Source organism: Arthrobacter sp. NA-172 (assembly GCF_043952055.1).
Lineage (GTDB): Bacteria > Actinomycetota > Actinomycetes > Actinomycetales > Micrococcaceae > Arthrobacter.
In genome coordinates this window covers 778,366-803,951 of the sequence record NZ_JBINOT010000001.1, presented here as the reverse complement: position 1 = coordinate 803,951, position 25,586 = coordinate 778,366, and the positions used below count along the sequence as shown (strand labels likewise).

Annotated in this window: 18 protein-coding genes and 5 pseudogenes; 17 read left to right on the top strand and 6 right to left on the bottom strand. The window is 63.9% G+C overall.

Annotation, left to right across the window (positions count from 1 at the left end):
- Nucleotides 1–19 precede the first annotated feature (19 nt).
- Nucleotides 20–739, bottom strand: coding sequence for an IclR family transcriptional regulator (locus tag ACF0H6_RS04055; protein ID WP_395248554.1), 720 nt, complete (start codon nucleotides 737–739; stop codon nucleotides 20–22).
- A 112-nt stretch (nucleotides 740–851) separates the two neighbouring features.
- On the opposite strand from ACF0H6_RS04055, the pseudogene leuC reads away from it, so the two are divergent.
- A pseudogene (leuC, locus tag ACF0H6_RS04050) lies at nucleotides 852–2,305 on the top strand (3-isopropylmalate dehydratase large subunit).
- 10 nt (nucleotides 2,306–2,315) lie between these two features.
- Nucleotides 2,316–2,918, top strand: a complete 603-nt coding sequence (gene leuD, locus ACF0H6_RS04045; protein ID WP_395248553.1) for a 3-isopropylmalate dehydratase small subunit — start codon at nucleotides 2,316–2,318, stop codon at nucleotides 2,916–2,918.
- A 49-nt stretch (nucleotides 2,919–2,967) separates the two neighbouring features.
- On the opposite strand, the gene ACF0H6_RS04040 is transcribed toward leuD, so the two are convergent.
- On the bottom strand, nucleotides 2,968–3,219 hold the full coding sequence (locus ACF0H6_RS04040; protein WP_395248552.1) for a hypothetical protein: 252 nt from the start codon (nucleotides 3,217–3,219) through the stop codon (nucleotides 2,968–2,970).
- 743 nt (nucleotides 3,220–3,962) lie between these two features.
- Here ACF0H6_RS04040 and murA point away from each other — a divergent pair.
- From murA to ACF0H6_RS04020, 4 genes and pseudogenes are all read left to right on the top strand, one after another.
- Nucleotides 3,963–5,288: a UDP-N-acetylglucosamine 1-carboxyvinyltransferase gene (murA, locus tag ACF0H6_RS04035; RefSeq protein ID WP_395248551.1), complete on the top strand. Its 1,326-nt coding sequence runs from the start codon at nucleotides 3,963–3,965 to the stop codon at nucleotides 5,286–5,288.
- A gap of 11 nt (nucleotides 5,289–5,299) precedes the next feature.
- Complete coding sequence (locus tag ACF0H6_RS04030) at nucleotides 5,300–6,088, top strand: lysophospholipid acyltransferase family protein (RefSeq protein WP_395248550.1); 789 nt, start codon at nucleotides 5,300–5,302, stop codon at nucleotides 6,086–6,088.
- Nucleotides 6,085–7,138 (top strand): annotated as a pseudogene (locus ACF0H6_RS04025) (NAD(P)H-dependent glycerol-3-phosphate dehydrogenase). Before ACF0H6_RS04030 ends, ACF0H6_RS04025 begins: the two are co-directional and overlap by 4 nt.
- 2 nt (nucleotides 7,139–7,140) lie before the next feature.
- Nucleotides 7,141–8,349, top strand: coding sequence for a D-alanine--D-alanine ligase family protein (locus tag ACF0H6_RS04020; RefSeq protein ID WP_395248549.1), 1,209 nt, complete (start codon nucleotides 7,141–7,143; stop codon nucleotides 8,347–8,349).
- A 2-nt stretch (nucleotides 8,350–8,351) separates the two neighbouring features.
- Here the strand turns inward: ACF0H6_RS04020 and ACF0H6_RS04015 are convergent, their stop codons facing one another.
- Nucleotides 8,352–8,858, bottom strand: coding sequence for a DUF3515 family protein (locus ACF0H6_RS04015; RefSeq protein ID WP_395248548.1), 507 nt, complete (start codon nucleotides 8,856–8,858; stop codon nucleotides 8,352–8,354).
- A gap of 153 nt (nucleotides 8,859–9,011) precedes the next feature.
- Between ACF0H6_RS04015 and thiL the strand changes: the two genes are divergently transcribed.
- The 4 genes and pseudogenes from thiL to rsmD all read left to right on the top strand — a co-directional run bounded on the left by thiL (nucleotide 9,012) and on the right by rsmD (nucleotide 13,955).
- Entirely contained in the window at nucleotides 9,012–10,025 is a 1,014-nt protein-coding gene (thiL, locus tag ACF0H6_RS04010) for a thiamine-phosphate kinase (RefSeq protein WP_395248547.1), read from the top strand.
- 22 nt (nucleotides 10,026–10,047) lie between these two features.
- Nucleotides 10,048–11,086: pseudogene (locus ACF0H6_RS04005) on the top strand (DAK2 domain-containing protein).
- A complete protein-coding gene (locus ACF0H6_RS04000) occupies nucleotides 11,076–13,337 on the top strand; it encodes an ATP-dependent DNA helicase RecG (protein ID WP_395248546.1) in 2,262 nt (753 codons plus the stop codon). Before ACF0H6_RS04005 ends, ACF0H6_RS04000 begins: the two are co-directional and overlap by 11 nt.
- Before the next feature lie 51 nt (nucleotides 13,338–13,388).
- On the top strand, nucleotides 13,389–13,955 hold the full coding sequence (gene rsmD, locus ACF0H6_RS03995) for a 16S rRNA (guanine(966)-N(2))-methyltransferase RsmD (RefSeq protein ID WP_395248545.1): 567 nt from the start codon (nucleotides 13,389–13,391) through the stop codon (nucleotides 13,953–13,955).
- Nucleotides 13,956–13,980: 25 nt separating this feature from the next.
- Here the strand turns inward: rsmD and ACF0H6_RS03990 are convergent, their stop codons facing one another.
- Nucleotides 13,981–14,769, bottom strand: a complete 789-nt coding sequence (locus ACF0H6_RS03990; RefSeq protein WP_395248544.1) for a spermidine synthase — start codon at nucleotides 14,767–14,769, stop codon at nucleotides 13,981–13,983.
- Nucleotides 14,770–14,771: 2 nt separating this feature from the next.
- Nucleotides 14,772–15,886 (bottom strand): annotated as a pseudogene (locus tag ACF0H6_RS03985) (aminotransferase class I/II-fold pyridoxal phosphate-dependent enzyme).
- Between the two features lie 249 nt (nucleotides 15,887–16,135).
- On the opposite strand from ACF0H6_RS03985, the gene coaD reads away from it, so the two are divergent.
- From coaD to ftsY, 7 genes are all read left to right on the top strand, one after another.
- A complete protein-coding gene (gene coaD / locus ACF0H6_RS03980) occupies nucleotides 16,136–16,636 on the top strand; it encodes a pantetheine-phosphate adenylyltransferase (protein ID WP_395248543.1) in 501 nt (166 codons plus the stop codon).
- 131 nt (nucleotides 16,637–16,767) lie between these two features.
- The gene (locus ACF0H6_RS03975; protein ID WP_395248542.1) at nucleotides 16,768–17,295 is read left to right on the top strand and encodes a YceD family protein; all 528 of its coding nucleotides are present in this window, start codon (nucleotides 16,768–16,770) and stop codon (nucleotides 17,293–17,295) included.
- 32 nt (nucleotides 17,296–17,327) lie between these two features.
- On the top strand, nucleotides 17,328–17,531 hold the full coding sequence (gene rpmF, locus ACF0H6_RS03970; RefSeq protein WP_028264646.1) for a 50S ribosomal protein L32: 204 nt from the start codon (nucleotides 17,328–17,330) through the stop codon (nucleotides 17,529–17,531).
- Nucleotides 17,532–17,555: 24 nt separating this feature from the next.
- Nucleotides 17,556–18,305, top strand: coding sequence for a ribonuclease III (gene rnc, locus ACF0H6_RS03965; RefSeq protein ID WP_395248541.1), 750 nt, complete (start codon nucleotides 17,556–17,558; stop codon nucleotides 18,303–18,305).
- Between the two features lie 6 nt (nucleotides 18,306–18,311).
- A complete protein-coding gene (mutM, locus tag ACF0H6_RS03960) occupies nucleotides 18,312–19,337 on the top strand; it encodes a bifunctional DNA-formamidopyrimidine glycosylase/DNA-(apurinic or apyrimidinic site) lyase (protein WP_395248540.1) in 1,026 nt (341 codons plus the stop codon).
- 147 nt (nucleotides 19,338–19,484) lie between these two features.
- Nucleotides 19,485–23,069, top strand: coding sequence for a chromosome segregation protein SMC (gene smc / locus ACF0H6_RS03955; protein WP_395248539.1), 3,585 nt, complete (start codon nucleotides 19,485–19,487; stop codon nucleotides 23,067–23,069).
- 20 nt (nucleotides 23,070–23,089) lie between these two features.
- Nucleotides 23,090–24,313, top strand: coding sequence for a signal recognition particle-docking protein FtsY (gene ftsY / locus ACF0H6_RS03950; protein ID WP_395248538.1), 1,224 nt, complete (start codon nucleotides 23,090–23,092; stop codon nucleotides 24,311–24,313).
- Here the strand turns inward: ftsY and ACF0H6_RS03945 are convergent.
- Nucleotides 24,310–25,532: pseudogene (locus tag ACF0H6_RS03945) on the bottom strand (MFS transporter). The gene ftsY and the pseudogene ACF0H6_RS03945 overlap by 4 nt on opposite strands.
- Nucleotides 25,533–25,586: the final 54 nt, after the last annotated feature.

Genomic DNA, 25,586 nt, shown 5'->3' with positions numbered 1-25,586 from the left:
CTACCTTTGGAGAAACGGGTCAGTCGTTGTTCTTGCGCAGGGCCTCGGTCAGTACGCGGGCGGCACTGCACACAACCTCCGCGTGGAGGCGTCCCGGCTGGCGGGTCAGGCGCTCGATGGGGCCCGAGATGGACACCGCGGCGATAACCCGTCCGGAAGGTCCGCGCACCGGGGCGGAAACCGAGGCGACTCCAGGCTCGCGTTCGCCGAGGCTCTGAGCCCAGCCCCGGCGTCGTACTCCTGCCAAGACGGTCGGCGTGAACCGGGCATTCTGAAGTCCGTCCAGAAGGCGGTCGTGGTCTTCCCATGCCAGCAGGATCTGGGCGGCGGAGCCGGCCTTCATCGAGAGCTGGGTGCCCACGGGAATGGTGTCCCGCAGGCCGATCGGGCGTTCGGCCGAGGCAACGCAGACGCGCCAGTCGCCCTGGCGTCGGAAAATCTGGGCGCTTTCTCCGGTCGCATCCCGGAGTTGGATGAGGACGGGTCCGGCCGAAGCGATAAGCCTGTCTTCGCCGGCCGCCGAAGCAAGCTCGACAAGGCGGCTGCCCAGCACAAAGCGGCCCTGGATGTCACGGCTGACGAGGCGGTGGTGCACCAGAGCCAACGCCAGCCGGTGCACAGTGGGGCGGGCCAGCCCGGTTGCTGCCACAAGTTGTGCGAGGGTGGTGGGCCCCGCCTCAAGTGCGTCGAGCACCTGGGCCGCTTTATCGATGACGCCGACTCCACTAGAATTGTCCATGTGATGATATTGCCGTCTCAATATCTGAGATGCAAGTTGTTTCGCTGGCGTACTTCGGATCGCTGTTGTTCAGTGGAAGTAGTCAAGCCAACCGCAGTGAAGGGAGCAGGCCGTGGGAAAGACACTGGCCGAGAAAGTTTGGGATGCGCACGTGGTGCGTAAGGGCGAAGGCGAAGGAGCCAACGCCCAGCCCGATCTTCTGTTTATCGACCTGCATCTCGTGCATGAAGTGACCTCGCCCAGGCCTTTGAAGGCCTGCGTCTGGCCGGGCGTCCCTTGCGCCGGCCGGACCTCACCATCGCGACCGAGGATCACAACACCCCCACGCTGGACATCGACAAGCCGATTGCCGATCTCACGAGCCGCACCCAGATCCAGACCTTGCGCAACAACTGCGAGGAGTTTGGTGTCCGGCTGCACTCACTCGGCGACGCTGAGCAGGGAATCGTGCACGTGGTCGGACCGCAGCTGGGCCTCACGCAGCCCGGCATGACCGTTGTCTGTGGCGATTCCCACACGTCGACGCACGGAGCATTCGGTGCGCTCGCCATGGGCATTGGCACCTCCGAGGTGGAACACGTCATGGCCACCCAGACGCTGTCCCTCAAACCGTTCAAGACCATGGCCATCAACGTTGAGGGCACCCTGCGCCCTGGTGTGTCGGCCAAGGACATCATCCTGGCGGTCATCGCCAAGATCGGCACCGGCGGCGGCCAGGGCTATGTCCTGGAGTACCGGGGCTCGGCCATCCGGGCGCTTTCCATGGATGCCCGCATGACCATCTGCAACATGTCCATCGAAGCTGGTGCCCGCGCGGGCTTGGTAGCTCCGGACCACACCACGTACGACTACATGGATGGCCGCCCGCATGCGCCCCAGGGTGAAGCGTGGGATGCCGCCGTCGAATACTGGAACACGCTGCACACCGACGACGACGCCACTTTCGACGTCGAGGTGGAGCTCGACGCCGATACCCTGGAGCCGTTCGTGACCTGGGGGACCAACCCGGGTCAGGGTATTTCGCTCAACGAAGCAGTGCCGTTCCCCGCGGACTTCGGTGACGAGAACGCCAAGCTGGCGGCCGAACGCGCGCTGCAGTACATGGGTCTTGAGGCCGGCACGCCCATGAAGGACATCCGGGTGGACACGGTCTTCCTCGGTTCCTGCACCAACTCCCGCATCGAGGACCTCCGTGCCGCGGCCGATGTTATCCGCGGCAGGGAAAAGGATCCCAAGGTGCGCATGCTGGTGGTTCCCGGCTCGGCACGCGTCCGCCTCGAGGCCGAAGCCGAAGGCCTGGACAAGGTGTTCAAGGAATTCGGTGCCGAGTGGCGCTTTGCCGGTTGCTCCATGTGCCTGGGCATGAACCCCGACCAGCTCGAACCGGGGGAGCGTTGCGCCTCCACCTCGAACCGCAACTTCGAAGGACGCCAGGGCAAGGGCGGCCGCACGCACTTGGTTTCGCCGGTGGTCGCTGCAGCCACCGCAGTGCGCGGGACGCTCAGCTCGCCGTCGGACCTGGAGCCCGCCTTCGTCTCCGCATCCACCGCCACCGACGCCGTCTAGGAGGACCCTCATGGAAAAGTTCACCACCCACACCGGCATCGGTGTTCCGCTGCGCCAAAGCAATGTTGACACGGACCAGATCATTCCGGCTGTGTACCTGAAGCGCATTACGCGTACAGGCTTCGAAGACGCCCTGTTCTCAGCCTGGCGCAAGGACCCGTCCTTCATCCTGAACCAGGAACCGTTCAGCGCGGGCTCAGTGTTGGTTGCCGGCCCCGACTTTGGCACCGGTTCATCGCGGGAACACGCAGTCTGGGCCCTCAAGGACTACGGCTTCAAAGCCGTGTTGTCCTCCCGATTTGCGGATATCTTCCGCGGAAACTCGGGGAAGCAGGGCCTTCTCGCGGCCGAGCTTGCCCAGGACGACATCGAACTCATCTGGAAGGTGTTGGAAAATGCTCCCGGCACCGAGGTCAAGGTGGACCTCGTGTCCAAGACCGTTGAATGCGGCAACGTGGTGGCACCGTTCGAAATAGACGACTACACGCGCTGGCGCCTCCTGGAGGGCCTCGATGACATCGGCCTGACGCTCCAGCATGAGGAAGACATCACGGCCTACGAGGCTACGCGGCCCTCGTTCAAGCCGAAGACCTTGCCAGCCCGGACCCAGTAGGCCCGCGACCCCCCTTGGGCAGCCGAACGCCGGGCAGGCCGCAGGCAATTCAGCACCGTGGAAGGACCGGGGCTCCCGAACGAACGGGTGCCCCGGTCCTTTTTGGGTGCGTCGCCTGGAGGACGTTGTGCACCCGTCGCTGCTTGGCTTTGCTGAGCGCAGCGAGCTGGGTCAGGACGCTTTTGCCGAATTCCTCAGACGTCCGCCCTGATCGTTTCCAGAACAAAGCAGCACGGTCCCCGGCTGGCAAGGATCCCGCGAAGGGCAGCAAGGCGGCCAGGTCCCGGACGGTCTGGTCCATCGAGGTAACATGCAGACCGTCCAGAATCACAACCTCACAAGTTTCCGGGTCGCCCAGGCGGCGCCTGATGCCGTTCCGCGACCTGCCGCCACCGGGGCCCGGCCTGACCAAGGTCTACTTCCTGGGGCACCTCGATGAGCGGAAGGTTCCACAATGCAGCGGCCGATTGATTGCAGAAGACTGGCGGCGTGCGAGCAGCGTCGTTGACTGCCCTGGATCCGGGTGCGGAACTGCTCCCATGGCTCAAGCTCCACCCAACGGCTGGCCGGAAGGTACAGTCCCCCGGCGGATCCGGACCAGTTCCCCGCGCCGGGCCATTCTCACGACAGTGCGCGCTCCATGATCGTCGTCGGGGTTGGTATGCGGGGTCACTCAGGGATCAGGATGGAAGGGAAGCATGCCTCCAGCCTCAGGCGCGTTGCAGCGTGAGGCCAGTCCGCCGTCGTCGTATGTGGAAAACTCCCGCCGACAACGGGAACGAACGGGCCACGCAAGGCTCGCTCACGTCACTGATGGCACCGGCTAAGGACCGGGGCCCCAGCACGAACGGGCGTCCCGGTCCTCCCGAGGTGCGTGGATCATAAGCGGGTGCGTAGGTCCTTTTAGGGTGCGCCGAGCCCTTTCTCGTGCGAAATTCCGGGATCAGCCATGCACCCGCATTTCGAATCGGTAACGTCAGCTTTTATGCTTAGCTGGAGCCTTCGTAAGTGTGGGGGCATCAACTCGTGAGGAAACCGGTATAGATGAGTAGTGTCCTGACAATCCGCGGCGGCGTCCCCTTGACCGGCCGCGTCACCGTCAGAGGTGCCAAGAACCTTGTTCCCAAGGCCATGGTGGCTTCGCTCCTCGGCAACGAACCCTCGGTGCTGCGGAACGTCCCGGAGATCAAGGACGTGGAGGTGGTCACCAGCCTGTTGCAGCTCCATGGCGTGACTGTCCAGAAGGATCCCGTCACTGGCGACCTCACCCTGGATCCGCAGAACGCCAAAACGGCTTCCAGCACTGCAATCGACGCCCATGCCGGGGATTCGCGTATCCCGATCCTGCTGTGCGGGCCCCTGATCCATGCCATCGGCGAAGCGTTCATTCCAGACCTCGGTGGCTGCAAGATCGGCGACCGCCCCATTGACTACCACCTGAACGTACTCCGCCAGTTCGGCGCCGTCGTTGAAAAGCGTCCGGGCGGCATCCACATTTCGGCTCCGAAGGGACTTCATGGTGCCAAGATCTCCCTTCCGTACCCTTCGGTGGGAGCCACGGAACAGGTCCTGTTGAGCGCCACGCGCGCCGAGGGAATCACCGAACTCAGCGGTGCCGCCACGGAACCGGAAATCATCGATCTCATCGCAGTCCTGCAGAAGATGGGCGCCATCATCAGCGTCCAGACGGACCGCACCATCAGGATCGAAGGCGTCAAGGGCCTGGGCGGCTACGACCACCGTGCCCTTCCCGATCGCAACGAATCTGCCTCATGGGCGTCTGCCGCGCTCGTGACCCGTGGAGACATCTTCGTGGAAGGCGCATCGCAGCGCGACATGATGACTTTCCTGAACACCTACCGCAAGGTGGGCGGCGGCATGGACATCCGCGAGGACGGCATCCGTTTCTACCACCCGGGTGGCAAGCTCACTCCGCTCGTCCTCGAAACAGATGTGCACCCTGGTTTCATGACCGACTGGCAGCAGCCCTTGGTGGTCGCCCTGACCCAGGCCGAAGGCGTGTCGATCGTGCACGAAACCGTGTACGAAAACCGTTTTGGCTTCACCGATGCCCTGACCCGCATGGGCGCAACCATCCAGGTCCACCGCGAATGCCTCGGCAGCGTGCCGTGCCGATTCGGGCAGCGCAACTTCCTGCATTCCGCCGTCATCTCCGGGCCCACCCCCCTCAGGGGCACCGACATCGATATCCCGGACCTCCGCGGCGGATTCAGTCACCTCATCGCGGCCCTTGCCGCGACCGGTACGTCCAGGGTGACCGGGATCGACATCATCAACCGTGGCTACGAACGCTTTACCGAAAAGCTCGCCGGACTCGGCGCCGATTTCGACCTCACCGACTCTAAATAACGGGGGACACCTTGAAGGAATCGGCCCAGAGCCGTGCGATGTTCGCCGTTCTCGCGGGAATCGCGCGTCCGCTCATGAACATCCTCATGGCTAAAAAGTGGGAGGGGACTGAAAAGCTCCCCGCAGGTGGCTTCATCGCCGCCCCGAACCACTGCACCGAGATCGACCCTATCGTGGTGGGGCACATGCTCTACAACATGAAACGTCCGCCGCATTTCCTGGCGAAAGCCGGGCTCTTCAAAACTCCCGTCCTGGGAAGCTTGTTGCGCACCGCGAACCAGATTCCGGTAGAGCGCTCGACGGCGGGCGCGAACCGCTCGCTGAAAGCCGCCCAGGAAGTGGTGGACGCGGGCGGCGCCATCATCATCTATCCGGAGGGCACCTTGACCCGTGACCCGGATTTGTGGCCGATGAAGGGTCACACGGGGGCTGCGCGCCTGGCTATCCAGACCGGTGCGCCCGTGGTTCCCATTGCCCAGTGGGGCGCCCACGAGGTGTTCCCGCGGTATGCCAAGCGCTTTCATGTCTTTCCCCGCAAGACTTCCCGAGTCTTGGTGGGCGACCCGGTGGATCTCAGCGCCTTCCAGGGCAGGCCGCTTGACCGGGCCACCTTGGTGGAGGCGACCGACATCATCATGGACGCCATCACGGAACTTCTTGCTACCTTGCGCGGCGAGGAACCGCCCACGGAACGCTGGGACCCTGCCGCCCACAACCAGTCCAAACACGGCCGCTTCCAAAGCCGAGGGTCCGAAACCGCGGAATCTATTGACCGCAACGGCACGGACGGTCAGAAGTGACCGCTGGCGAAGCACTCGTGGCCGACGCCTCGGTAGTCGCCGTGCTGGGGGCCGGAGTCCTGGGGGACGACGTTCGCGAAGGTCGTCGCCGATGCGGCGATGGCCACCGGCGTGGAACGCAGCATCCGCCTTTGGGGCCGGCGGGAAGCCGTGGTTGATCAGATCAACGCAGAGCACCGTAATGCGCAGTACTTGAAGGACATCGCGCTGCCTGAATGCATTACCGCATCAACAGACGTGGCCAAGGTCCTTTTCGGTGCAGGAATCGTTATTCTCGCCGTGCCGGCGCAGTCACTCCGTGCGCAGCTTCGCGAGTGGAAGCAGTTCGTTGCCCCGGGGGCCGTGGTTGTCTCCCTCATGAAGGGCCTTGAACTCGGCACGGACTCACGGATGAGCCAGGTCATTTCCGAAGAACTCGACATCCCGCAGGAACGGGTGGCCGTAGTTTCGGGACCCAACCTCGCCATGGAAATCGCGCGCCAGGAACCGACGGCCTCCGTGGTGGCATGCAGCGACGAAGCCACTGCCTCCGCAATCGCGCACTCCTGCACAGCGCCGTACTTCCGCCCTTACACGAGCAACGACGTGGTCGGCGTCGAAATCGGCGGAATCGTGAAAAACGTGATCGCCCTCGCGGTCGGCATTTGCGAAGGCAAGCAAATGGGCGACAACACCAAGGCCTCGGTGATCACCCGGGGCCTTGCGGAGACATCGCGATTGGCCCTTGCCTTGGGCGGGGAAGCGCGCACGATGGCCGGTCTTGCAGGGTTGGGAGACCTTGTGGCCACCTGCTCTTCCCCGTTGTCCCGTAACCATACTGCGGGCCGCCTGCTGGGCGAAGGCCTGACCCTTGAGCAAGTGACCGAGCGCATGACGCAGACCGCGGAAGGCATCAAATCCGGGTACGCTGTCTACGAACTAGCCGGAAAACTCGGCGTCGAAATGCCGATCACCGCGGCCGTGGTAGCCGTCCTCGAAGGCAAACTATCCGTTGATGAACTGGGGCCCAGGCTCCTGGCCCGCTCCCTGAAGTCCGAAGGCGATTACTGACTGTGACCGAAGAATCCTTGACTGCCGGAATTGCTGGAACTGCCGGAACGACTCCTGCCGGAACGACTCCCGCCGGAACCGCTCCCGCTCACCCCGCCGAACGCCGTCGGCCGCGCGTCGCTTTGCTTTTCGGCGGCCGCTCCAGCGAGCACGCGGTCAGCTGCGTGACGGCTGCCGGAGTCATGGGCGCGATCGACAAGGTCAAGTACGACGTCGTACCCATCGGGATCGCGAAGTCCGGCCAGTGGGTGATCCCCTCCGCTGACATCGGCCAGTGGTCCCTGAGCGCCTCGGCGTTGCCCGAGGTGGCAGCTTCCGGCAGGACCGTCACCCTTGCCGAGGTGGGCGGGACTCACCAACTGATCGTCACGGCACCCAACGAAGTGCCTGAGGAACTAGGTTCCGTGGACGTCGTGTTCCCGCTCCTGCACGGCCCGTGGGGTGAAGACGGCACCGTTCAAGGTCTCTTGGAGCTTTCGGACACACGCTACGTGGGAGCCGGAGTCCTGGCGTCCGCCGTCGGGATGGACAAGCACTTCATGAAGGTCGTCTTCGAGGCCGCCGGCCTTACTGTGGGACCATATGTCGCTGTCACCGACCGTGAGTGGAGCAACGACGCCGAAGCCGTGCGCAAACGTGTGGACCGTCTCGGTTTTCCGGTTTTCGTGAAGCCCGCACGCGCCGGCTCATCGATGGGTATTTCCAAAGTGGATTCGATGGATGGTTTGGACTCTGCCATCGAGGAAGCGCGTCGGCACGACCTCAAGCTGGTCATCGAAGCCGGGATTGTTGGCCGTGAAATTGAATGCGCCGTCCTTGAAGGACGCGGTACTGACGCGCCGCGCACCTCCATGCCGGGCGAAATCGCCGTCGCTCCGGGCGACCACGCGTTCTATGACTTCAATGCCAAATATGTGGAAGACGGCGCGGCTGCCCTCAGCTGCCCTGCCGATATTCCGGACGAGGCCATTGCCCGCGTCCGTGAGCTCGCTGCGGCTGCGTTTGACGCGGTCGGTGCCGAGGGATTGAGCCGCGTTGACTTTTTCTACACACCCGATGGCGAACTGATCATCAACGAGATCAACACGATGCCCGGATTCACGCCCAAGAGCATGTATCCGCAGATGTGGGCAGCTTCCGGGCTGGACTACTCCGATTTGATCGACGAGCTGATCTACCTCGCGCTCAACCGGAAAACCGGCCTGCGTTAGGGCTACTTGCTTGTGGGCAGGTTCTGCAGCAGCTCAGGCTGGCCAACGCATTTGCGGACGGCCTTGATTTTCGCGGCGGCAGGCGCCAGATCGGCAAGGACCGTGGCGGAGCTGATCTTGTTCGGGTCCATGAGGATCTCGGTGGCGGGCTCGCGTCCGTAAGTGGTCAGGGTCCACACAGGGTCGCCCTCCTTGATGACCCAGTCGACGTCGTTCACCGTAACGCAGCGGTCCGTGGTGGGACCAGGAACGTTGACGCCGCAACGCAGGATCAACAGGGACGGATCGCCCCATGCGGCGGTGGCTTGGCTGTTGGTCTTCCGCAGCGCGGAGGTGCCGATCGTGTCCGGAAGCGACACCATCATGGGCGCGCAGGCAGCATTCGCGGCATCGGCCGCAGGCTGGACGTCTACTACCGGGGCGCATGCCGACAGGGTAAGTACCGAAACCGCGGCGGCCGTCAGGGAGCAAAGGGCGCGGACGTACACAGCGGGTTTCGTTTGTTGCATTGATCAAGCCTATCGCGGCATACGCGAACTCTGATTCGGAGGGGTTCGGACGGGGGTGGGCAGCATCCCACACCTCGTCGAGGCGCGCCAGTCAAGCCACTGCTGCCAGGGGACGGACCCTTTGTTGTCGGCGGTTCGCGATAGCGTAGAGCTGTGTCCTCAGAACAACAGACCGTCGCCGAACTCTCCGAAGGTGAGCTCCTCGCGCGTATTTTTCCGCGACTACACCACAGCGGCAGCGTGCTGCTCGGACCGGGCGACGACGCCGCCGTCGTCGCCGCTCCCGATGGCCGCACCCTCATCTCCATTGACACCCAGACGCAGGACCAGGACTTCCGCCTGCAGTGGAACAACGGCTACAAGACCACGGGATATGACGTCGGTTGGAAATCGGCAGCGCAGAATCTCAGTGACATCAACGCGATGGGTGGAACGGCACTCTCCCTCGTCGTCAGCTTGACGATGCCGCCCGCAACTCCCGTGCAGTGGGTTGAGGACTTCGCGGATGGCCTGGCCGGCGGCATCGTTGGGCTCGGGGCCACGGATTGTTCAGTTGCGGGCGGAGATCTGGGCCGCGGCAGGGAAATTGCCGTGACGGTCGCAGTCATAGGAACGATGCACGGGCTTCCCGCCGTTTTGCGTTCCGGAGCCCGGCCGGGGGACACCGTGGCGCTTGCTGGAACACTTGGCCGCGCGGCCGCCGGTTTGGCCCTGCTCGAAAGCACCGTACCTTTCGGAGACTTGAATCCAGCCCAGCGCGGGCTCGTGGACAACCAGTGCCGGCCTCAACCGCCGCTCGCCGCAGGACCCCAAGGTGCCAAAGCCGGAGCAACCGCCATGATGGACGTTTCCGACGGGCTTTTACGCGACGGCGTACGCCTCGCCGAAGCCAGCGGGGTCGCACTCGACCTCGACCCCGTAGCGCTCAAGTCCCTCGCCGCCCCTTTGGAAGCTGCGTCGGCGCTCCTTGGCCGTGATCCCATGGACTGGATTCTTGGTGGGGGAGAGGACCATGGCCTGCTGGCGACATTTCCAGCAAATGTTCAGCTACCTTCCTGCTTCACTGCGATAGGCTCAGTCCAGGCCGTTGCCGAAGGACAGCACACCGGCGTCCGGATAGCGGGAATGCCCGCTGACACCGTGGGATGGGATCACTTTGCAGACTAAGATTGCCGCCAATGCGCACGCCATGAAGCGGTGGCTGGGGAAAGCGGAGACGACGCTCGGAAACCATAGCGACCGGCTCAATGCCATCAATATCTTCCCCGTTGCCGATGGCGATACCGGCACCAACCTGTACCTCACGGTCCGCGCCGCTGCTGCGGCATTTGCCGAGATTTCCGGCAGCGAAGAACCAATAAACGACGTCGGTGCAGTCCTGGCCACGGCAGGCCGGGCGGCCATGGAACAAGCCCGCGGAAACTCCGGAACACTTTTTGCCGTCTTTCTTTGCGCGGCCGCCGAACCACTGGTCGGGCACACCCGGCTGAGCGCGCCCCTGCTGGCCACAGCCTTGAACCGAGCCCAGATCCGGGCGTGGTCAGCTTTGAGCGAGCCGGTGCCGGGCACCATGCTTTCTGTCCTCGAAGCTGCCGCACGGGCCGCGGGCGAATGCGATACGGCGCACAACGGCGATGACAGCAACCAGGCATTGGGCCAGGCTCTCGACGCCGCCGTCAATGCCGCGCTGGAAGCCGTGGTGCGGACCGAGGATCAGCTTCCTCCGCTGCATGCTGCCCGCGTAGTAGACGCGGGCGGGGTGGGCATGTTGTTGATCCTGGATTGCCTGCGTTCGGCTGTGCTCGGCGAGGCGCTTCAGGACGAGCTTCCTGGATGGCCTTCACGGCTATGACCTGCAGGATCCACACATCCACGCCGGAATGCCGCACGATGACGGCGTCGAAGTCATGTGCACCATCAGCCTCTCACCCCTGGCCGCTGCCACCCTGCGTCAGCGATTGGATGAACTCGGCGACTCGGTCATCATGAGCCAGGTGGGCACGGTCGGCCAGGTGGCAAGCCCGGCCAGCAGGGATGACGACGATGACGATGACGATGAGGCAGCAGAAATCAGCTACCGCTGGCGTGTCCACGTCCATGTTCTGGAAGCGGAGACCGCGGTAGCCGTCATTCGCTCGCTCGGCGATCCCACCGACATCTCCGTCAGCCAGCTGTCGATGCCCCGCGACCCTGGCCTCCCGGCAGGCCAGCACGGGCATGAATCCTGAGCTCCGGCTTCCCCTCGAGCGAAGGATCGGCAAACGCTCCGCTTCCGTCATAGAGAAGCACCTCGGCTTGGACACGGTCGGCGAGTTGCTGAACTACTTTCCTCGCCGCTACCTCAGCCGCGGGGAGCTGACTCCCATCAGCAAGCTGCCTTTGGATGAAGAGGCCACCCTCATCGCCAGGGTGCTGTCCAATTCCACCCGGCAAATGCGCGCCAGGCGCGGATCGTTGACGGACGTCGTGGTCACGGATGAGGCCAGTGGGGAGCAGATTCCCGGAACCTTGAAGATCAGTTTCTTCAACGGCTTCCGTGCCCGCAGCGAACTCCAACCCGGGCGCAGGGTCATGTTTTCCGGAAAGGTCAGCCGCTACGGCGGATCCCTTGGCATGACCAATCCGGATTTCATGTTGCTTGACGAGGATCCCGACGTTGCCGGCTCTGCCGACCCGGAGAAGCTTGCAGCCATACCCATCCCGGTCTACCCGGCCACCGCGAAGCTCACCAGCTGGTCCATCCACAAGGTGATCACCACGCTCCTGGACACCATCGATGTGGACAGCATCGCCGATCCGTTGCCCGCGGACATTGCCGTAAGGGAGAACTTCCTTGAGGTGAGGCAGGCGTACCGGTTGATCCATTCACCTGAAACTGCGACGGACTGGCAGCGCGCCCGGGACCGGTTCCGCTACCAAGAAGCCCTGGTGCTGCAGACAGCCTTGGCCCGGAGGCGGGCCCAGCTGGCAGCAGAAGAGGCAACCGCGCGCAGGCCCGTGGCAGATGGCCTCCTTGCGTCGTTCGACCGCCAGCTGCCGTTCACGCTGACTGCCGGCCAGGCAACGATAGGGAAGACGCTTTCCCACGAGCTGGCACAGGACTCGCCAATGAACCGTCTCCTGCAGGGTGAAGTCGGTTCCGGAAAGACGATCGTGGCCTTGCGGGCGATGCTGCAGGTGGTGGACGCCGGCGGGCAGGCGGCGCTGCTTGCACCCACCGAGGTCCTTGCGGCCCAGCACTTTGACTCCATTCGGCGGACTTTGGGTTCGCTGGCCCGTGATGGCTTGTTCGGCGGTGCCGGGATGCTGGGCCAGGATCCCGGAAGCGGCCCGGGGCCGGTCCAGGTCACCTTGCTGACGGGCTCCATGCCCACGGCGGCCCGCAAGCAAGCGATGCTCGACGCAGCTTCGGGTAACGCCGGCATTGTGATCGGTACCCACGCCCTGCTGAGCGACAAGACCTCCTTCCAGGACCTCGGCCTGATCGTGGTGGATGAGCAGCACCGCTTCGGGGTGGAGCAACGCGACGCCCTGCGCGCCAAGGCCAACCGGCCGCCCCACGTGTTGGTGATGACGGCAACCCCGATTCCGCGCACTGTGGCCATGACGGTCTTTGGCGACCTCGAAACGTCCGTGTTGGATGAGCTACCGGCGGGCCGGGCGCCCATCTCCACCCACGTCGTCGGACTTGCAGAAAACCCGGGCTGGGCTGGTCGGATCTGGAAACGCTCTCGGGAAGAGATCGACGCCGGCCACCAGGTCTACGTCGTCTGCCCGAAGATCGGAGAGGACGACGACGGCGACTTCAGCCCCGGCGAAGCGGAACCAAGCGACGCCGAACTTTCCGACGAGGGCCCCGCGCGGGAGCTCGCCTCGGTGACAGCCGTCGTCGAAACGCTGAGTCAGGAGCCCGCTTTACGCGGCGTCCGGGTGGAACCCCTGCATGGACGGCAGGATCCGGCGCTCAAGTCTGAAACCATGGCCTCGTTCACGGCAAACCAGACGCAGTTGCTCGTGTCCACGACCGTCATCGAGGTGGGAGTGGACGTCCATAACGCCACGCTGATGGTGATCCTGGATGCTGATCGCTTCGGCATTTCCCAACTCCACCAATTGCGTGGGCGCGTGGGCCGCGGTGGGCTTCCGGGCACGTGCCTGTTGGTCACCACGCTTGAGCCCGGTCATCCAAGCCGCAGGCGCCTTGACGCTGTTGCTTCCACCACTGACGGCTTCGAGCTTTCCCAGGAAGACCTCAAATTGCGCCGCGAAGGTGACATCCTGGGTGCCTCGCAATCCGGTGGACGCTCCACTCTCAAGCTGTTGCGGGTCTTGGAACACGAGGACGTGATCGCCCGCGCCCGCACCGACGCCCAATGGCTGGTGGCGAACGACCCCCTGCTTGAGGGCCAACAAGCCCTCGCTGCGGCAATTGACGAATATCTCAACCCCGAGAAGGAGGCGTTCCTTGAACGCGGCTAAGGAATCCACGCCGGACAGTGCACCTGGGCGTCACACCCCAGGAGAATGCCGGTGAGCCGGATCATTGCCGGGGTGGTCGGCGGCAACCCGCTGGTCAGCGTCCCGGGAAACGCGACGCGGCCTACCACCGATCGCGTCAAGGAAGCCTTGTTCTCCCGGCTCGAAGCACTCAACGCGCTCGACGACGCCCGGGTTCTGGATTTGTATGCCGGCTCGGGTTCGCTCGGTATCGAAAGCGCCAGCCGGGGCGCGCGAACGGCCGAACTCGTGGAATTTGATGCCCGCGCGTCCGAGGTTTGCCAGCGAAACGCGGATATGGCCAACCAGGTTTTGGGAGGCAGGACTGTTTCTGTCCACCGCTCCAAGGTGGAATCTTTCCTTGAACGGGCGGCGGACGACGTCCTGTGGGACCTCGTGTTCCTGGATCCGCCGTACCCGCTGGACGAGCCCGCCCTCAAAGCAGTGCTCGCCAAGCTGGCTTTCCACCTGGACGAGGGGGCCGTGGTGGTCGTCGAGCGTTCGTCGCGGTCTCCTGAACCGGACTGGCCGGACACCCTGGAACGGTTCGCCGAGAAGAAATACGGCGAAACGAAGCTCTGGTTCGCCGAACCGATCTAGGGCGGTCCTAGCTTGAAATGCGGCGCTAGTCCGAAATGCGGTCCAGTTCCACTCCGTTCAACACGGCTGCGGGGTGCGGCCCCCGCGCCAGAAGTTCGGCTGTCCAGCCGGCCGGCCAGGGCCATCGCGTCCCCACCAGGATGATGTTCCCGGGGTACCGCCCTGCAAACATGCCGCTCTCGGCGAAGGCAGCCACGTCGGGCATCGCCCGACGCATCGCGGCGACCTGGCTGCGAACCAACGTCAGTGCTGCTTCGTCGCCTACGTTGACAATCAACACTCCATCAGGCCGCAGGCGCGCCGCGGCTTCCTCGTAAAATTCCTGGCAGGCAATATGCGCGGGAGCCTCGGGACCGGAGAAAATGTCCAGGATCACGACGTCGAACATGAGTTCCCGGGGCAGCTCGGCCAGGGTTTCGCGTGCGTCGCCAATATGCGTAGCCAGGCGGGTGCCGTCCGGCATGGGCAATTTCTGGAGTACGAAGTCCAGCAACTCGCGTTCGAGTTCCACCGCGTGCTGTTCCGAGCCAGGCCTCGTCGCTTCGATGTACCGGGCCAGGGTCAGCGCCCCGGCACCCAGGTGGAGGGCGGCGATGGCTTGGCCGCGAGGCGCCGCGAGATCCACTACATGGCCGATCCGGCGCAGGTATTCGTAGAAGATCTCTGCCGGGTCCGCGAGATTGACGTGGGACTGTTCGGCGTCGCCGATTCGCAGCACGTAGGCGCCGTCGATCAGTGCAGCGGCTTCGATCGCGGCATGCTGTCCGGTGGTCCGCAGGAAACGGCGTCCCTCGTGGTTTTGATCGCTCGTCACAGTCAGAGTTTGTCCCGCAGGGTGGCCAGCCTGGCGGCTGCTTCCTCCAACACGTCGGTCCTTTTGCAGAACGCGAATCGGAGAAGGCTGCGCGTCCGTTCCGCACCTTCGGGGTGGCAGAATACCGGGACGGGGATGGCGGCGACCCCCACCAGGCCTGGCAGCCGACGTGCCAGGTGCCCACGGAGTCTTCAATACCCAGCGGCGCGGTATCCACGTTGATGAAGTACGTTCCCTGCGGGGTGTAAACGCCGAAGCCAGCGGCCTGCAGCCCCTGCGCCAGGATGTCCCGCTTGTGCTGGAGGGTGGCGGCTATGCCGGTGTAGAACTCATCCGGCAAAGCCAGGCCCACGGCGATCGCGCTTTGGAAGGGTGTGCCGGAGCTGTAGCTCAGGAATTGTTTGACAGTGCGGATCGCGGCCACGAGGTGTTCCGGACCGCTGAGCCAGCCGATTTTCCAGCCGGTGAAAGAGAACGTCTTTCCGGCCGAGGATATTGTGATGCTTCGTTCTGCGGCACCCGGAATACTCGCGATGGGAAGGTGCTGCACTCCGAAAGTCAGGTGCTCGTAGACTTCATCGCTGAGGATCACGGCGTCGTATTTCCCGGCGAGTTCGACGATGCGTTCAAGAACCGCGCGCGGGAAGACCGCGCCGGTGGGATTGTGCGGGTTGTTGAGAAGGACCACCTTGGTGCGCTCACTGAATGCGGATTCCAAGGCATCGATGTCCGGCATGAAATCCGGCGCAAGCAGGGGAGCGGTCACATGCTTGGCGCCTGCCAGCCCGATGATGGCGCCGTACGAGTCATAGAAGGGTTCGAAGGTCAGGACCTCGTCGCCGGGCTCGATGAATGCGAGCAGTGAGGCCGCGATTGCCTCAGTGGCCCCGGTGGTGACGATGACCTCGGTCTGCGGGTCAGGAGTCAGCCCGTAGAAACGTTCCTGGCGCGCGGCGATGGCCTCGCGAAGTTCGGGGGTGCCTTTGCCCGGCGCGTATTGGTTTGCCCCGGACGTGATGGCCGCTTGCGCGGCTGCCTTGATTTCCGCGGGCCCGTCCTCGTCCGGGAACCCCTGGCCCAGGTCGATGGCCCCGGTGGACATTGCGAGGGTGGTCATCTCCTCGAAGATGGTCACTCCGAGGCTGCCGTCCGGGGACAGCAGGTTGGCGCCGCTGGCGGCACGTTGCCAAGGCGCGCCGACGGCGGGGCGTGGCGCAGGAGCGGCGGACGGGTTCTCGCTGAGAGGGGCCGGGCTCGTCACTGTTGGGATGCCTTCCTGGGTGCTGGCATCCGGCTCATCCGGCCCGCCATTCCAGCCATGGTATCGCCATAGTGTCCGCGGCTCTGGATGGGGTAGGTTCGAACCATGAGACGCGCAGTGTGCCCTGGCTCCTTCGACCCCATCCACAATGGACACCTGGAAGTTATCGCAAGGGCCGCCGGCTTGTTCGATGAAGTTGTCGTTGCCGTGTCCACCAACTATGCGAAGAAGTACCGCTTCAGCCTGGAAGAACGCATGGACATGGCGCGCCAGACCTTGGCCTCTTTGCGGGGCATCATCGTGGAGCCCATGGGGGAGGGCCTGCTGGCTGAATACTGCAGGCACCGGGGAATATCGGCGATCGTGAAGGGCCTGCGCTCGTCCTCCGATTTTGACTACGAGCTCCCCATGGCCACCATGAACCGCCAGTTGGCCGGCGTCGAGACTGTATTTCTTCCTGCGGAGGCCCATTACCTGCATCTGTCCTCGACTCTCATCAAGGAGATCTCGCTTCTGGGTGGTGATGTCTCCGATTTCGTGCCCAAGTCGGTACTCAAGAGGCTGTTGGCTGGCGAGTCGGCAACAGGGGAGCCCCGCAACGGGTAAGCTGGTTCGGTACCTCGGGCGGAACGCGCTGAAATTGGCCCGGTTTGAGTCCGCTCACGCGTTCAGGCTAAGATGGTACGTCGGTCATATGTTCTACAGGAGTTCTCATTAAGCGAGATGTAAGTTCGCCTTTGACGCTGGACGTCAAGGACCTCGGACGTAGTCCAGGAAGCATGCGGACACTCACTGAACATGTACCCGCGCCAAGTGACCTTGGTGTGGCACTCATTGGCGTTCAGGAAGGCTCGGATATCGAGCTCGACCTGAGGCTTGAGGCCGTACACGAAGGAATTCTGGTATCTGGAACCGTGTTCGCCGAAATCAAGGGCGAATGCGGACGATGCCTGAATCCCCTTGCGTATGACCTTGAGGCCAATGTGCAAGAACTTTTCTTCTATGAGGGCGTTCAGCTTTCGGACGGAGAAGACGATGAAGAGCAACGTCGAGTCGAGCACGATCTAATCGATCTTGAACCGGTGTTGCGGGACGCAGTTGTAACCATGCTGCCGTTCCAGCCGGTGTGCCGGGAAGACTGCCAGGGCCTCTGCTCCGAATGCGGAGTGCGTCTGGAAGACGAGCCGGGGCACCACCACGAGGTCCTGGATCCTCGCTGGGCTGCCCTAGCTGAACTGGCTAAGACTGACCGGCAAACTGATTAGTAAGTGTTGACTAAAAGAGAAATGAGATAGCCGTGGCTGTTCCCAAGCGGAAAATGTCTCGCGCGAATACACGCGCCCGCCGTGCCCAGTGGAAGGCAACTGCCCCCAACCTGGTCAAGACCATCGAAAACGGCCAGGTTGTTTACAGCCTGCCGCACCAGGCAAAGGTCGTTACCGACTCTGCCGGCACTGCGCTGTTCCTTGAATACAAGGGACGCAAGGTCGCAGACGTCTAAATCCGCCACGTAGGCTGACAAAGGATGTCTTCAACTGAAGAGCTTCTGAAGCGTCTCGGTGTCTCTATTGACGCCGAGACGCTTCGTCTTGCTCTGACACATCGTTCATACGCGTATGAAAACGGTGGGATCCCCACTAATGAGCGCCTCGAATTTCTTGGCGACTCCATTCTGGGCTTTTCCGTGACCGATTCCCTCTACCGGGACAACCCGTCGTTGCCTGAAGGCGAACTCGCCAAGCGACGCTCCGCCGTCGTCAGCACCCGCGCCTTGGCCGGTATTGGCCGGGACCTCGGCATCGGCGAATTCATCTACCTCGGGCAGGGCGAAAGGCTCACCGACGGTAAGAACAAGGCATCAATTCTCGCGGACACCATGGAAGCGCTCATCGGCGCAACCTACCTTTCCAATGACATCGAGACCGCCCGGCAGTTGGTCATGCGGCTTGTTGGTCCCTTGCTGAAGGACGCCGCAGCCCTTGGTGCCGGCACCGACTGGAAGACCAGCATCCAGGAGCTTGCGGCGAGCCGTCAGCTTGGATCCATTTACTACGCGGTGGAGGGCTCCGGTCCGGACCACGCGCGCACCTTTCAGGCAGTGCTGCAGATCGGTGGCACCCCCTACGGCAAAGGTACGGGTCACTCCAAGAAGGAAGCGGAGCAGGAAGCTGCCGCAGATGCTTGGCGCACCCTGGACAATAAGGCCACACTGAACTCCAAGGCCACCCTGAACACCACTGCCGGTGCCCCTGCTGATCCGGCCCACAGCGCCTGAGGCACCATGCCGGAACTGCCCGAAGTCGAAGTGGTCCGCCGTGGCCTGGCGCGCTGGGTGCGGGGCCGGACCATCACGTCCGTGGATGTCCTGGACCCCAGATCCATCCGCCGCCACGTGCTCGGCACCGAGGACTTCATCGGCAACCTTGAGAACTCCACGGTTTTGGACGTTGTCCGGCGCGGCAAGTTCCTGTGGATGCCCCTTCGGACTGAGGAACCCCGCAGCACAGGCGCAAGTACAGAAACAAGTACAGAAACAAGTACAGAAACCAGGGCCGGCGCAAGTACAGAAAACAGTGCCGGCGCCCTGCCCGGCGTCGCCCTGATGGCGCACCTCGGAATGAGCGGGCAACTACTCATGCAGGACCCCGATGTTCCCGACGAGAAGCATCTCAAAGTCCGTCTCAGCCTCAGCAGCTCCGAGGGCATGCCCGAGGAATTGCGGTTCGTGGACCAGCGGATCTTTGGCGGCTTGTTTGTCACTTCGCTGATACCCACGCGCGACGGCGGCCCCGGGGGCCAGGGTGAGACGCCCTTGCCGGAAATTGCTGAAGAAGCATCCCACATTGCCCGTGACCCACTGGATCCACATTTTTCGTTTGACGACTTCTACCGCAAGGTCAAAAGCCGTAGGACCGGGCTCAAACGCGCACTGCTGGATCAAGTGGTCATCTCCGGGATAGGCAACATCTACGCCGATGAAGCCCTGTGGCGAGCCAAGCTCCACTATGCCAAGCCGACGGATACCCTCCGGCGGGCTGATGCGCTGAGGGTCGTCGATGCCGCGAAGGAAGTCATGGGCGACGCCCTGGCTGCCGGCGGGACCAGCTTCGATTCGCTCTATGTCAACGTCAATGGAGATTCGGGATACTTCGCCCGCTCCCTTGATGCCTACGGCCGGGCGGGCGAACCATGCAGGCGCTGCGCCGCTCTTGGGCTGCCTGGCGTCATCAAACGCGAGCAATTCATGAACCGTTCCTCATACACCTGCCCGGTCTGCCAGCCGAAGCCGCGCCACGGCCGCTGGTAGCAGGGTTCACCGAAGCCGGTTTTCCGTTGGGGGTTTTCCATTGCCGGTCGACGGATATCCTCGGCTGCGACCGCAAATCCGCGGATTTCCGCCGTCGGGCAGTAGATTGAGAAGGGGAAATCAGCCACTCAGGAGATCCGAAGAACCTTGCATCTGAAAAGTTTGACCGTCCGGGGATTCAAGTCGTTTGCGTCGGCCACGACGTTCGACTTCGAGCCCGGCGTCACCGCCGTTGTTGGTCCCAACGGTTCGGGCAAGTCCAATGTGGTTGACGCCCTTGCGTGGGTCATGGGTGAACAGGGTGCGAAGACCCTGCGCGGCGGCAAGATGGAAGATGTCATCTTCGCCGGGACGTCAGGGCGGCCGCCTTTGGGCCGCGCGCATGTTTCGCTGACGATTGACAACGCCGACGGCGCCCTGCCGATCGAATACAGCGAAGTCACGATTTCCCGAACCCTTTTCCGGACGGGCGGATCCGAGTACGCCATCAACGGTTCTCCGTGCCGCCTCCTGGACATCCAGGAACTGCTCTCCGATTCGGGCCTTGGCCGGGAAATGCACGTGATCGTGGGTCAAGGGCAGTTGGACCGGGTCCTGCACGCCACCCCTGAGGACCGCCGCGGATTCATCGAAGAGGCCGCAGGAATCCTCAAGCACCGGCGTCGCAAAGAAAAAACAGTCCGCAAACTCGAGGCCATGCAGGCAAACCTGCAACGCCTTGGCGACCTCACAGCAGAGATCCGCCGGCAACTCACGCCCCTTGGCAAACAAGCTGAAGTTGCCCGCCGGGCCCAGACCGTCCAGTTCGATGTTCGGGACGCGAAGTCCCGGCTGTTGGCCGATGAACTCGTCCAGCTCACCAAGGCGCTCGAGAAGGACGTCGCAGATGAAGCCGCGCTGAAGGAACGCCGCGAGGCGGTTGAATCCGAGCTGGGCGCGGGCCGCCAACGGCAGCTTCGTCTTGAGCAACTCGCGGCTGAGGCCACACCTCGCCTGAACGCCGCGCGGGACGATTGGTACCAATTGTCCGCAACAAGGGACCGTCTGAGGGCCCTCGGATCGCTCGCCACGGAGCGTCGCCGCCTCCTCGGAGCCGTGGACGCTGCCCCGGAAGCCGGCCGCGACCCGGAGCATCTGGACCGGCAGGCTGCCCGGGTACGGCAGGAACAATCCGAGCTGGAACACGACATTCTGGCGAAACAGGCAAAGCTTCTCGAAGCCACCACGGCAAAGCAGGAAGCGGAGAATCTGGCCGCCGCCGAGGACAAGAGGTTGACGGCGGTGCTGCGGGCAGCCGCCGACCGGCGCGAAGGCCTCGCGAAGCTCGTAGGCCAGTTGGCTGCGGCACGGTCCCGGGCGGAGGCGGCCGAAGCCGAGCGTGGCAGGCTCAGGGAATCGCTGTCTGCCGGCGAGGAACGCCGCCGCCACGCGCAAAGCGAATTCACGGCGCTCGAATCGCAGGTGGCCGGCGTCGAGGATGGCGAAGAGAGCCTCGACGCGGAATACGAGGACGCCACAGCCCTTCTTGACGAGATCAACGCCGAGATCGACGCGCTGAAAGCTGCCGAACGTGAACAAATCCGGGAACGCGATGCGCTGACCGCACGTCGGGACGCTTTACAGCTGGGCCTCAACCGGAAGGATGGCTCTTCACGGATCCTGTCCTCGGGACACAGCGGAGTCTTGGGTTCGTTGGCTTCCCTCCTGACAGTGGAACCCGGCTACGAAACGGCGGTGGCCGCTGCCCTTGGCAGGGCTTCGGATGCCGTGCTGGTGGCTGACACTGCAGGCGCTGTCGCCGCGATGCAACTGCTGAAGGATACCGACGCCGGACGGGCCTCCCTTTTGCTGGCCTCAGCGTCGCCCTCTGCTGCTCCGGCGATCGAGCTGCCTTTGCTGCCGGAGGGTGCACGCTGGGCTGCCGAGTTGGTCCAAGCCGACGGCCCGGACGCCAGGGGCGCACTGGCGCTCCTGGCGCTCATCGCCGTCGTCGATGACCTCGGCGCGGCGGCGAGCCTCATTGCCGGCAACCCGGATCTTACTGCCGTAACCCGCGAAGGGGATGTCTTCAGTGCCCTGACGGTGGACGGCGGATCGGCCACGGCGCCGTCGGTCCTTGAAGTCCAAGCCGCAGTGGACGACGCCGTAGCCCGCCTTGCCGAGCTCACCACGCGTCTTGAACGGGGGAAGTTCGCCCTGGCCGGCGCCGAAGCGCGCCGGGCCGACGCCCAGGAGCGGGCGAACGCGGCGCTGGACAAACTTCACGACTCGGATGCCCGGCTGGCTGCCGTCGCGGAACGGCTTGGCCACCTGAATTCCCAGTTGCGAAGCGCCGTGGCTGAAAGCGACCGTATGGCGGAGTCCTTGGCCAAGGCCGAGCTGAACATCGCGGTGGCCGAGGAGTCCCTGGAGCTTGCGGCGGAACGGCTGGCCGCGGCACAAGAAGCCCCCCAGGAAGAAGAGCCATCCACGGAGCATCGCGATGCCCTGTCCCGGGCCGCCAGCGAGGCGCGGTCCCACGAGATGGAAGTCAGGCTCGGGCTTCGAAGTGCTGAAGAACAGCTCGCTGCCACCAGCAACCGGGCGGCATCATTGGAACGGGCCGCCGCGAGCGAACGGCGTGCGCGTGAGGAAGTCGCCCGCCGGGCTGTGCGGCGCAAGGCCCAAGCCGAGCGTGCCGCGGCAGTCGCCTCCGCCGTCGAACAGACAGTGGGGTTCGTCGATGTTTCGGTGGACCTGGCCGCCCGCGCTCGCGACCACGCAGAAGCTGTCCGCGAGCAGCGCGAGAAGGACCTTGCCGAGATCCGGAGCACCAATGACGCTTTGGCGCTGGAGCTGGCCGGCCTGACGGATTCGGTCCACCGTGACGAACTCGCGCGCACCCAGCAAAAGCTCAGAATCGAAGCGTTGGAATCCCGTGCCATTGAGGAACTCGGCCTGTCCGCAGAGCAACTCGTGACCGAGTTTGGTCCGGAGCAGCCTGTTCCGGTTCCGGCGGCAGCCACGGACAAATGGGCCGAACTCCGCGCCCCGGTGGACGAGGACGGAAATGCGGTCGTCGAGGGCATTCCATTTGTCCGAGCGGAGCAGGAAAAACGGCTCAGGAAAGCCGAACGGGACCTCGCCGCGCTCGGCAAGGTGAACCCCTTGGCACTTGAGGAATTCGCGGCTCTTGAGGAACGGCACCAATTCCTGAGCACGCAGCTGGAAGACCTGAAGTCCAGCCGCAAGGACCTTTTGGACATCATTAAGGAAGTGGACAATCGGGTCCAGCAGGTCTTCGCTGAAGCCTTCGCCGATACGTCCAAACAGTTCGACCACGTCTTCGCGAGGCTCTTCCCGGGCGGGGAAGGCAAACTTGTGTTGACGGATCCTGACGACATGCTCACTACCGGCATAGAGGTCGAGGCCAGGCCCGCGGGCAAGAAGGTCAAACGGCTGTCCTTGCTTTCCGGTGGCGAACGGTCGCTGACAGCTGTGGCTCTCCTCGTGGCGATTTTCAAGGCGCGGCCTTCTCCGTTCTACGTCATGGACGAAGTGGAAGCCGCGCTTGACGACACGAACTTAGGCAGGCTCATCACGATTTTCGAGGAACTGCGCGAGTCCAGCCAGCTCATTGTCATCACCCACCAGAAGCGGACCATGGAGGTCGCGGACGCCCTCTACGGCGTGACAATGCGGGGCGACGGCGTGTCCACGGTCATTAGCCAGAGGCTCGGTGCCGAGGTCTAGCTTTGTGAGAAGCTAGGGGGGTGAACGATCTCCTCCCCATTATTTTGTCCATTCTCGCTGCCATCGTGGTGGTCGGAGGGCTGATTCCTGTCCTGCTCAAGGCGCGGAAGTCCTCCTCGACCTACGCTGGAACGCGCGACGCCAACGATCCTGTTGACTCGGCGTCGGCCGGCGGCGGAACGATCGTTGATGACGCCCCGGGGTCGGCGCCGGAACGAAGTGCCCCTGGCATCGTCGTCGAACCCGGCGATCTTGCTGTACCGGAGGCCGAGGTTCCTGACGACGCCGCCGGACTCGAAGTCATCCAGGTGGAGACCCCTGCGCCGGTGGAGGGCCGTCTCAACAGGCTTCGTGCCCGGCTGGTCAAGTCCAACAGCATCCTCGGCAAAGGACTTCTTGCGCTCCTGTCGAGTGACAAGATCGACGAGAACGTGTGGGACGAGGTCGAAGAAACGCTGCTCCTTGCCGATCTCGGCACGGAGCCCACAATGCAGTTGGTCGATGCGCTGCGTGCCCGGGTGAAGGTCCAAGGCACCCGCAGTCCCGAGGACGTCAAGGCCCTCTTGCGCGAGGAACTCATCAAGCTCGTGGACCCTGGCATGGACCGCAGCTTGAACGTGGAGCGCAAGGGCGATCACCCCGCCATCATGATCGTGGTGGGCGTCAACGGCGTCGGCAAGACCACCACGGTGGGCAAGCTGGCTCGTGTTCTCGTCGCCGAGGACAAGGACGTCCTTTTGGGCGCCGCAGACACCTTCCGGGCGGCCGCCGCAGAGCAGCTTGCCACCTGGGGCCAGCGGGTCGGCGTCGCAACCGTGAGGTCAGACATCGACGGCGCGGACCCCGCCTCTGTCGCGTACGAGGCCGTCAAGGCCGGGATTGAGCAGGAAGTGGACGTGGTCATGATCGACACCGCCGGCCGCCTGCAGAACAAAGTCGGCCTGATGGACGAGCTCAGCAAGGTCAAGCGCGTCATCGAGAAGCTTGCCGAAGTAGACGAAGTCCTGCTGGTGCTGGATGCGACTACCGGCCAGAATGGCTTGAACCAGGCCAAGGTATTTGCCGAGGTGGTGAACATCACGGGCATCGTGCTCACCAAGCTGGACGGCACCGCCAAGGGCGGCATCGTCGTCGCGATCCAAAGGGCCCTCGGCGTGCCAGTCAAGCTTGTGGGCCTGGGCGAAGGTCCGGACGACCTCGCCCCCTTCGAAGCCGAAGCCTTCGTCGACGCGCTGCTGAACTAAGCCCGCCGCATCGGTTCGCGCGCCAGAGACCAACCGGCGGCGGCCAGCAAGAGTATGCCGCCGGTTGCGCCGAACGCCCAGCCATAGCCCAATCCGTCTGCCAGGAGGCCAACCAGGACAGGTCCCACGATCGCTCCGGCATCGGAAGCCATCTGGAAGACTGCAAGCACCTTGCCGCCCGAGCGGCCGCGGCCGATGATGTCCCCGACGGCGGCCTGCTGGGCAGGGTTGAGCAGGCCTGAGCCGAAACCAGCCACCGCAGATGCCGCGAAGAACGCGGGAAGGTTGCCAGTCAAACCGATGGTGGCTGTAGCGAGGCCAGTAACCACCAGACCCAGTAACATCATGGGCTTGCGGCCGAAATTGTCAGCCAAGCGGCCGGAGAAGGTCAGGGCAAGCGCGTTGCCTCCGGCGAACACTGCGAGCGCCCAACCCGCAGACCCGGGGCCGGCGGCGAGGACAACCACCGCGAACAAGGGCACAGTAGCCATGCGCACTCCGAAGGTCGCCCAGCCGTTGCTGAAACTGGAAAACAGTGCGGCCCGGTACGCAGAGTCGCCCAAGGCCTCCTTCATTTGCATCGCTGGCCCTGCGGAACCACCTTGGCTCGTTGCAGTGGCACTGCCCCGCAGTTGGGTTCGCACCACCAAAGCTGCCACGAACCATGGGCGCCCGCGTAGGCGAGGAACGGGACACGGAGGCCGAACCCGGCCAAGAGCCCACCCACCACGGGGCCAAGCACACTCCCGATCAGGAAGGCCGAGGCGTACGCGCCGGAGATTCGCCCGCGGTTTTCGGGAGGGGCGAGCCTGATCAACAGGCCCATCGCGGCAACGGTAAACATCACTGAGCCGGCTCCGCCGAGGCCCCGGAACACCAAAAGCTCCCAATAGTTCTGGGCGAAGGCGCATGCCGCCGTCGACGCCGCCACGATCAGCAGCCCCGAAATGTACACAGTGCGTTCGCCAAACCGGCTTATCAGGAGCCCCCCTGCCGGTGCGAATACCAAGCGCATGAAGGCGAAGATGCTCACGATGACCGCGGCCGCGGTAGCGCCGACGTCGAACGTCGTGGCGAACTGCGGCAGCACGGGGGCTACCAGGCCAAAACCCAAAGCAATCAGGAAAGCTGCCGCCAACATCACCTTGATGTCACGTGGCATCTCAGCCTTCGGGGCCCGGTTCCCTGGATTTGCGCGGGATCTGGGGCTTGCTGTCATCGTGTCGGAGTCCTCCGGGTAGTGGGGCGTGGTGCAGGTGGAACTGACGAAACA

Excerpts from the sequence above, each read along its gene's own strand:
- ACF0H6_RS04055 (WP_395248554.1), bottom strand. The coding sequence starts at position 739 with ATGGACAATTCTAGTGGAGTCGGCGTCATCGATAAAGCGGCCCAGGTG.
- murA (WP_395248551.1), top strand. The coding sequence starts at position 3,963 with ATGAGTAGTGTCCTGACAATCCGCGGCGGCGTCCCCTTGACCGGCCGC.
- ACF0H6_RS04000 (WP_395248546.1), top strand. The coding sequence starts at position 11,076 with ATGAATCCTGAGCTCCGGCTTCCCCTCGAGCGAAGGATCGGCAAACGC.
- ACF0H6_RS04015 (WP_395248548.1), bottom strand. The coding sequence starts at position 8,858 with ATGCAACAAACGAAACCCGCTGTGTACGTCCGCGCCCTTTGCTCCCTG.
- rnc (WP_395248541.1), top strand. The coding sequence starts at position 17,556 with ATGTCTTCAACTGAAGAGCTTCTGAAGCGTCTCGGTGTCTCTATTGAC.
- mutM (WP_395248540.1), top strand. The coding sequence starts at position 18,312 with ATGCCGGAACTGCCCGAAGTCGAAGTGGTCCGCCGTGGCCTGGCGCGC.
- coaD (WP_395248543.1), top strand. The coding sequence starts at position 16,136 with ATGAGACGCGCAGTGTGCCCTGGCTCCTTCGACCCCATCCACAATGGA.
- leuD (WP_395248553.1), top strand. The coding sequence starts at position 2,316 with ATGGAAAAGTTCACCACCCACACCGGCATCGGTGTTCCGCTGCGCCAA.
- ACF0H6_RS04040 (WP_395248552.1), bottom strand. The coding sequence starts at position 3,219 with ATGGACCAGACCGTCCGGGACCTGGCCGCCTTGCTGCCCTTCGCGGGA.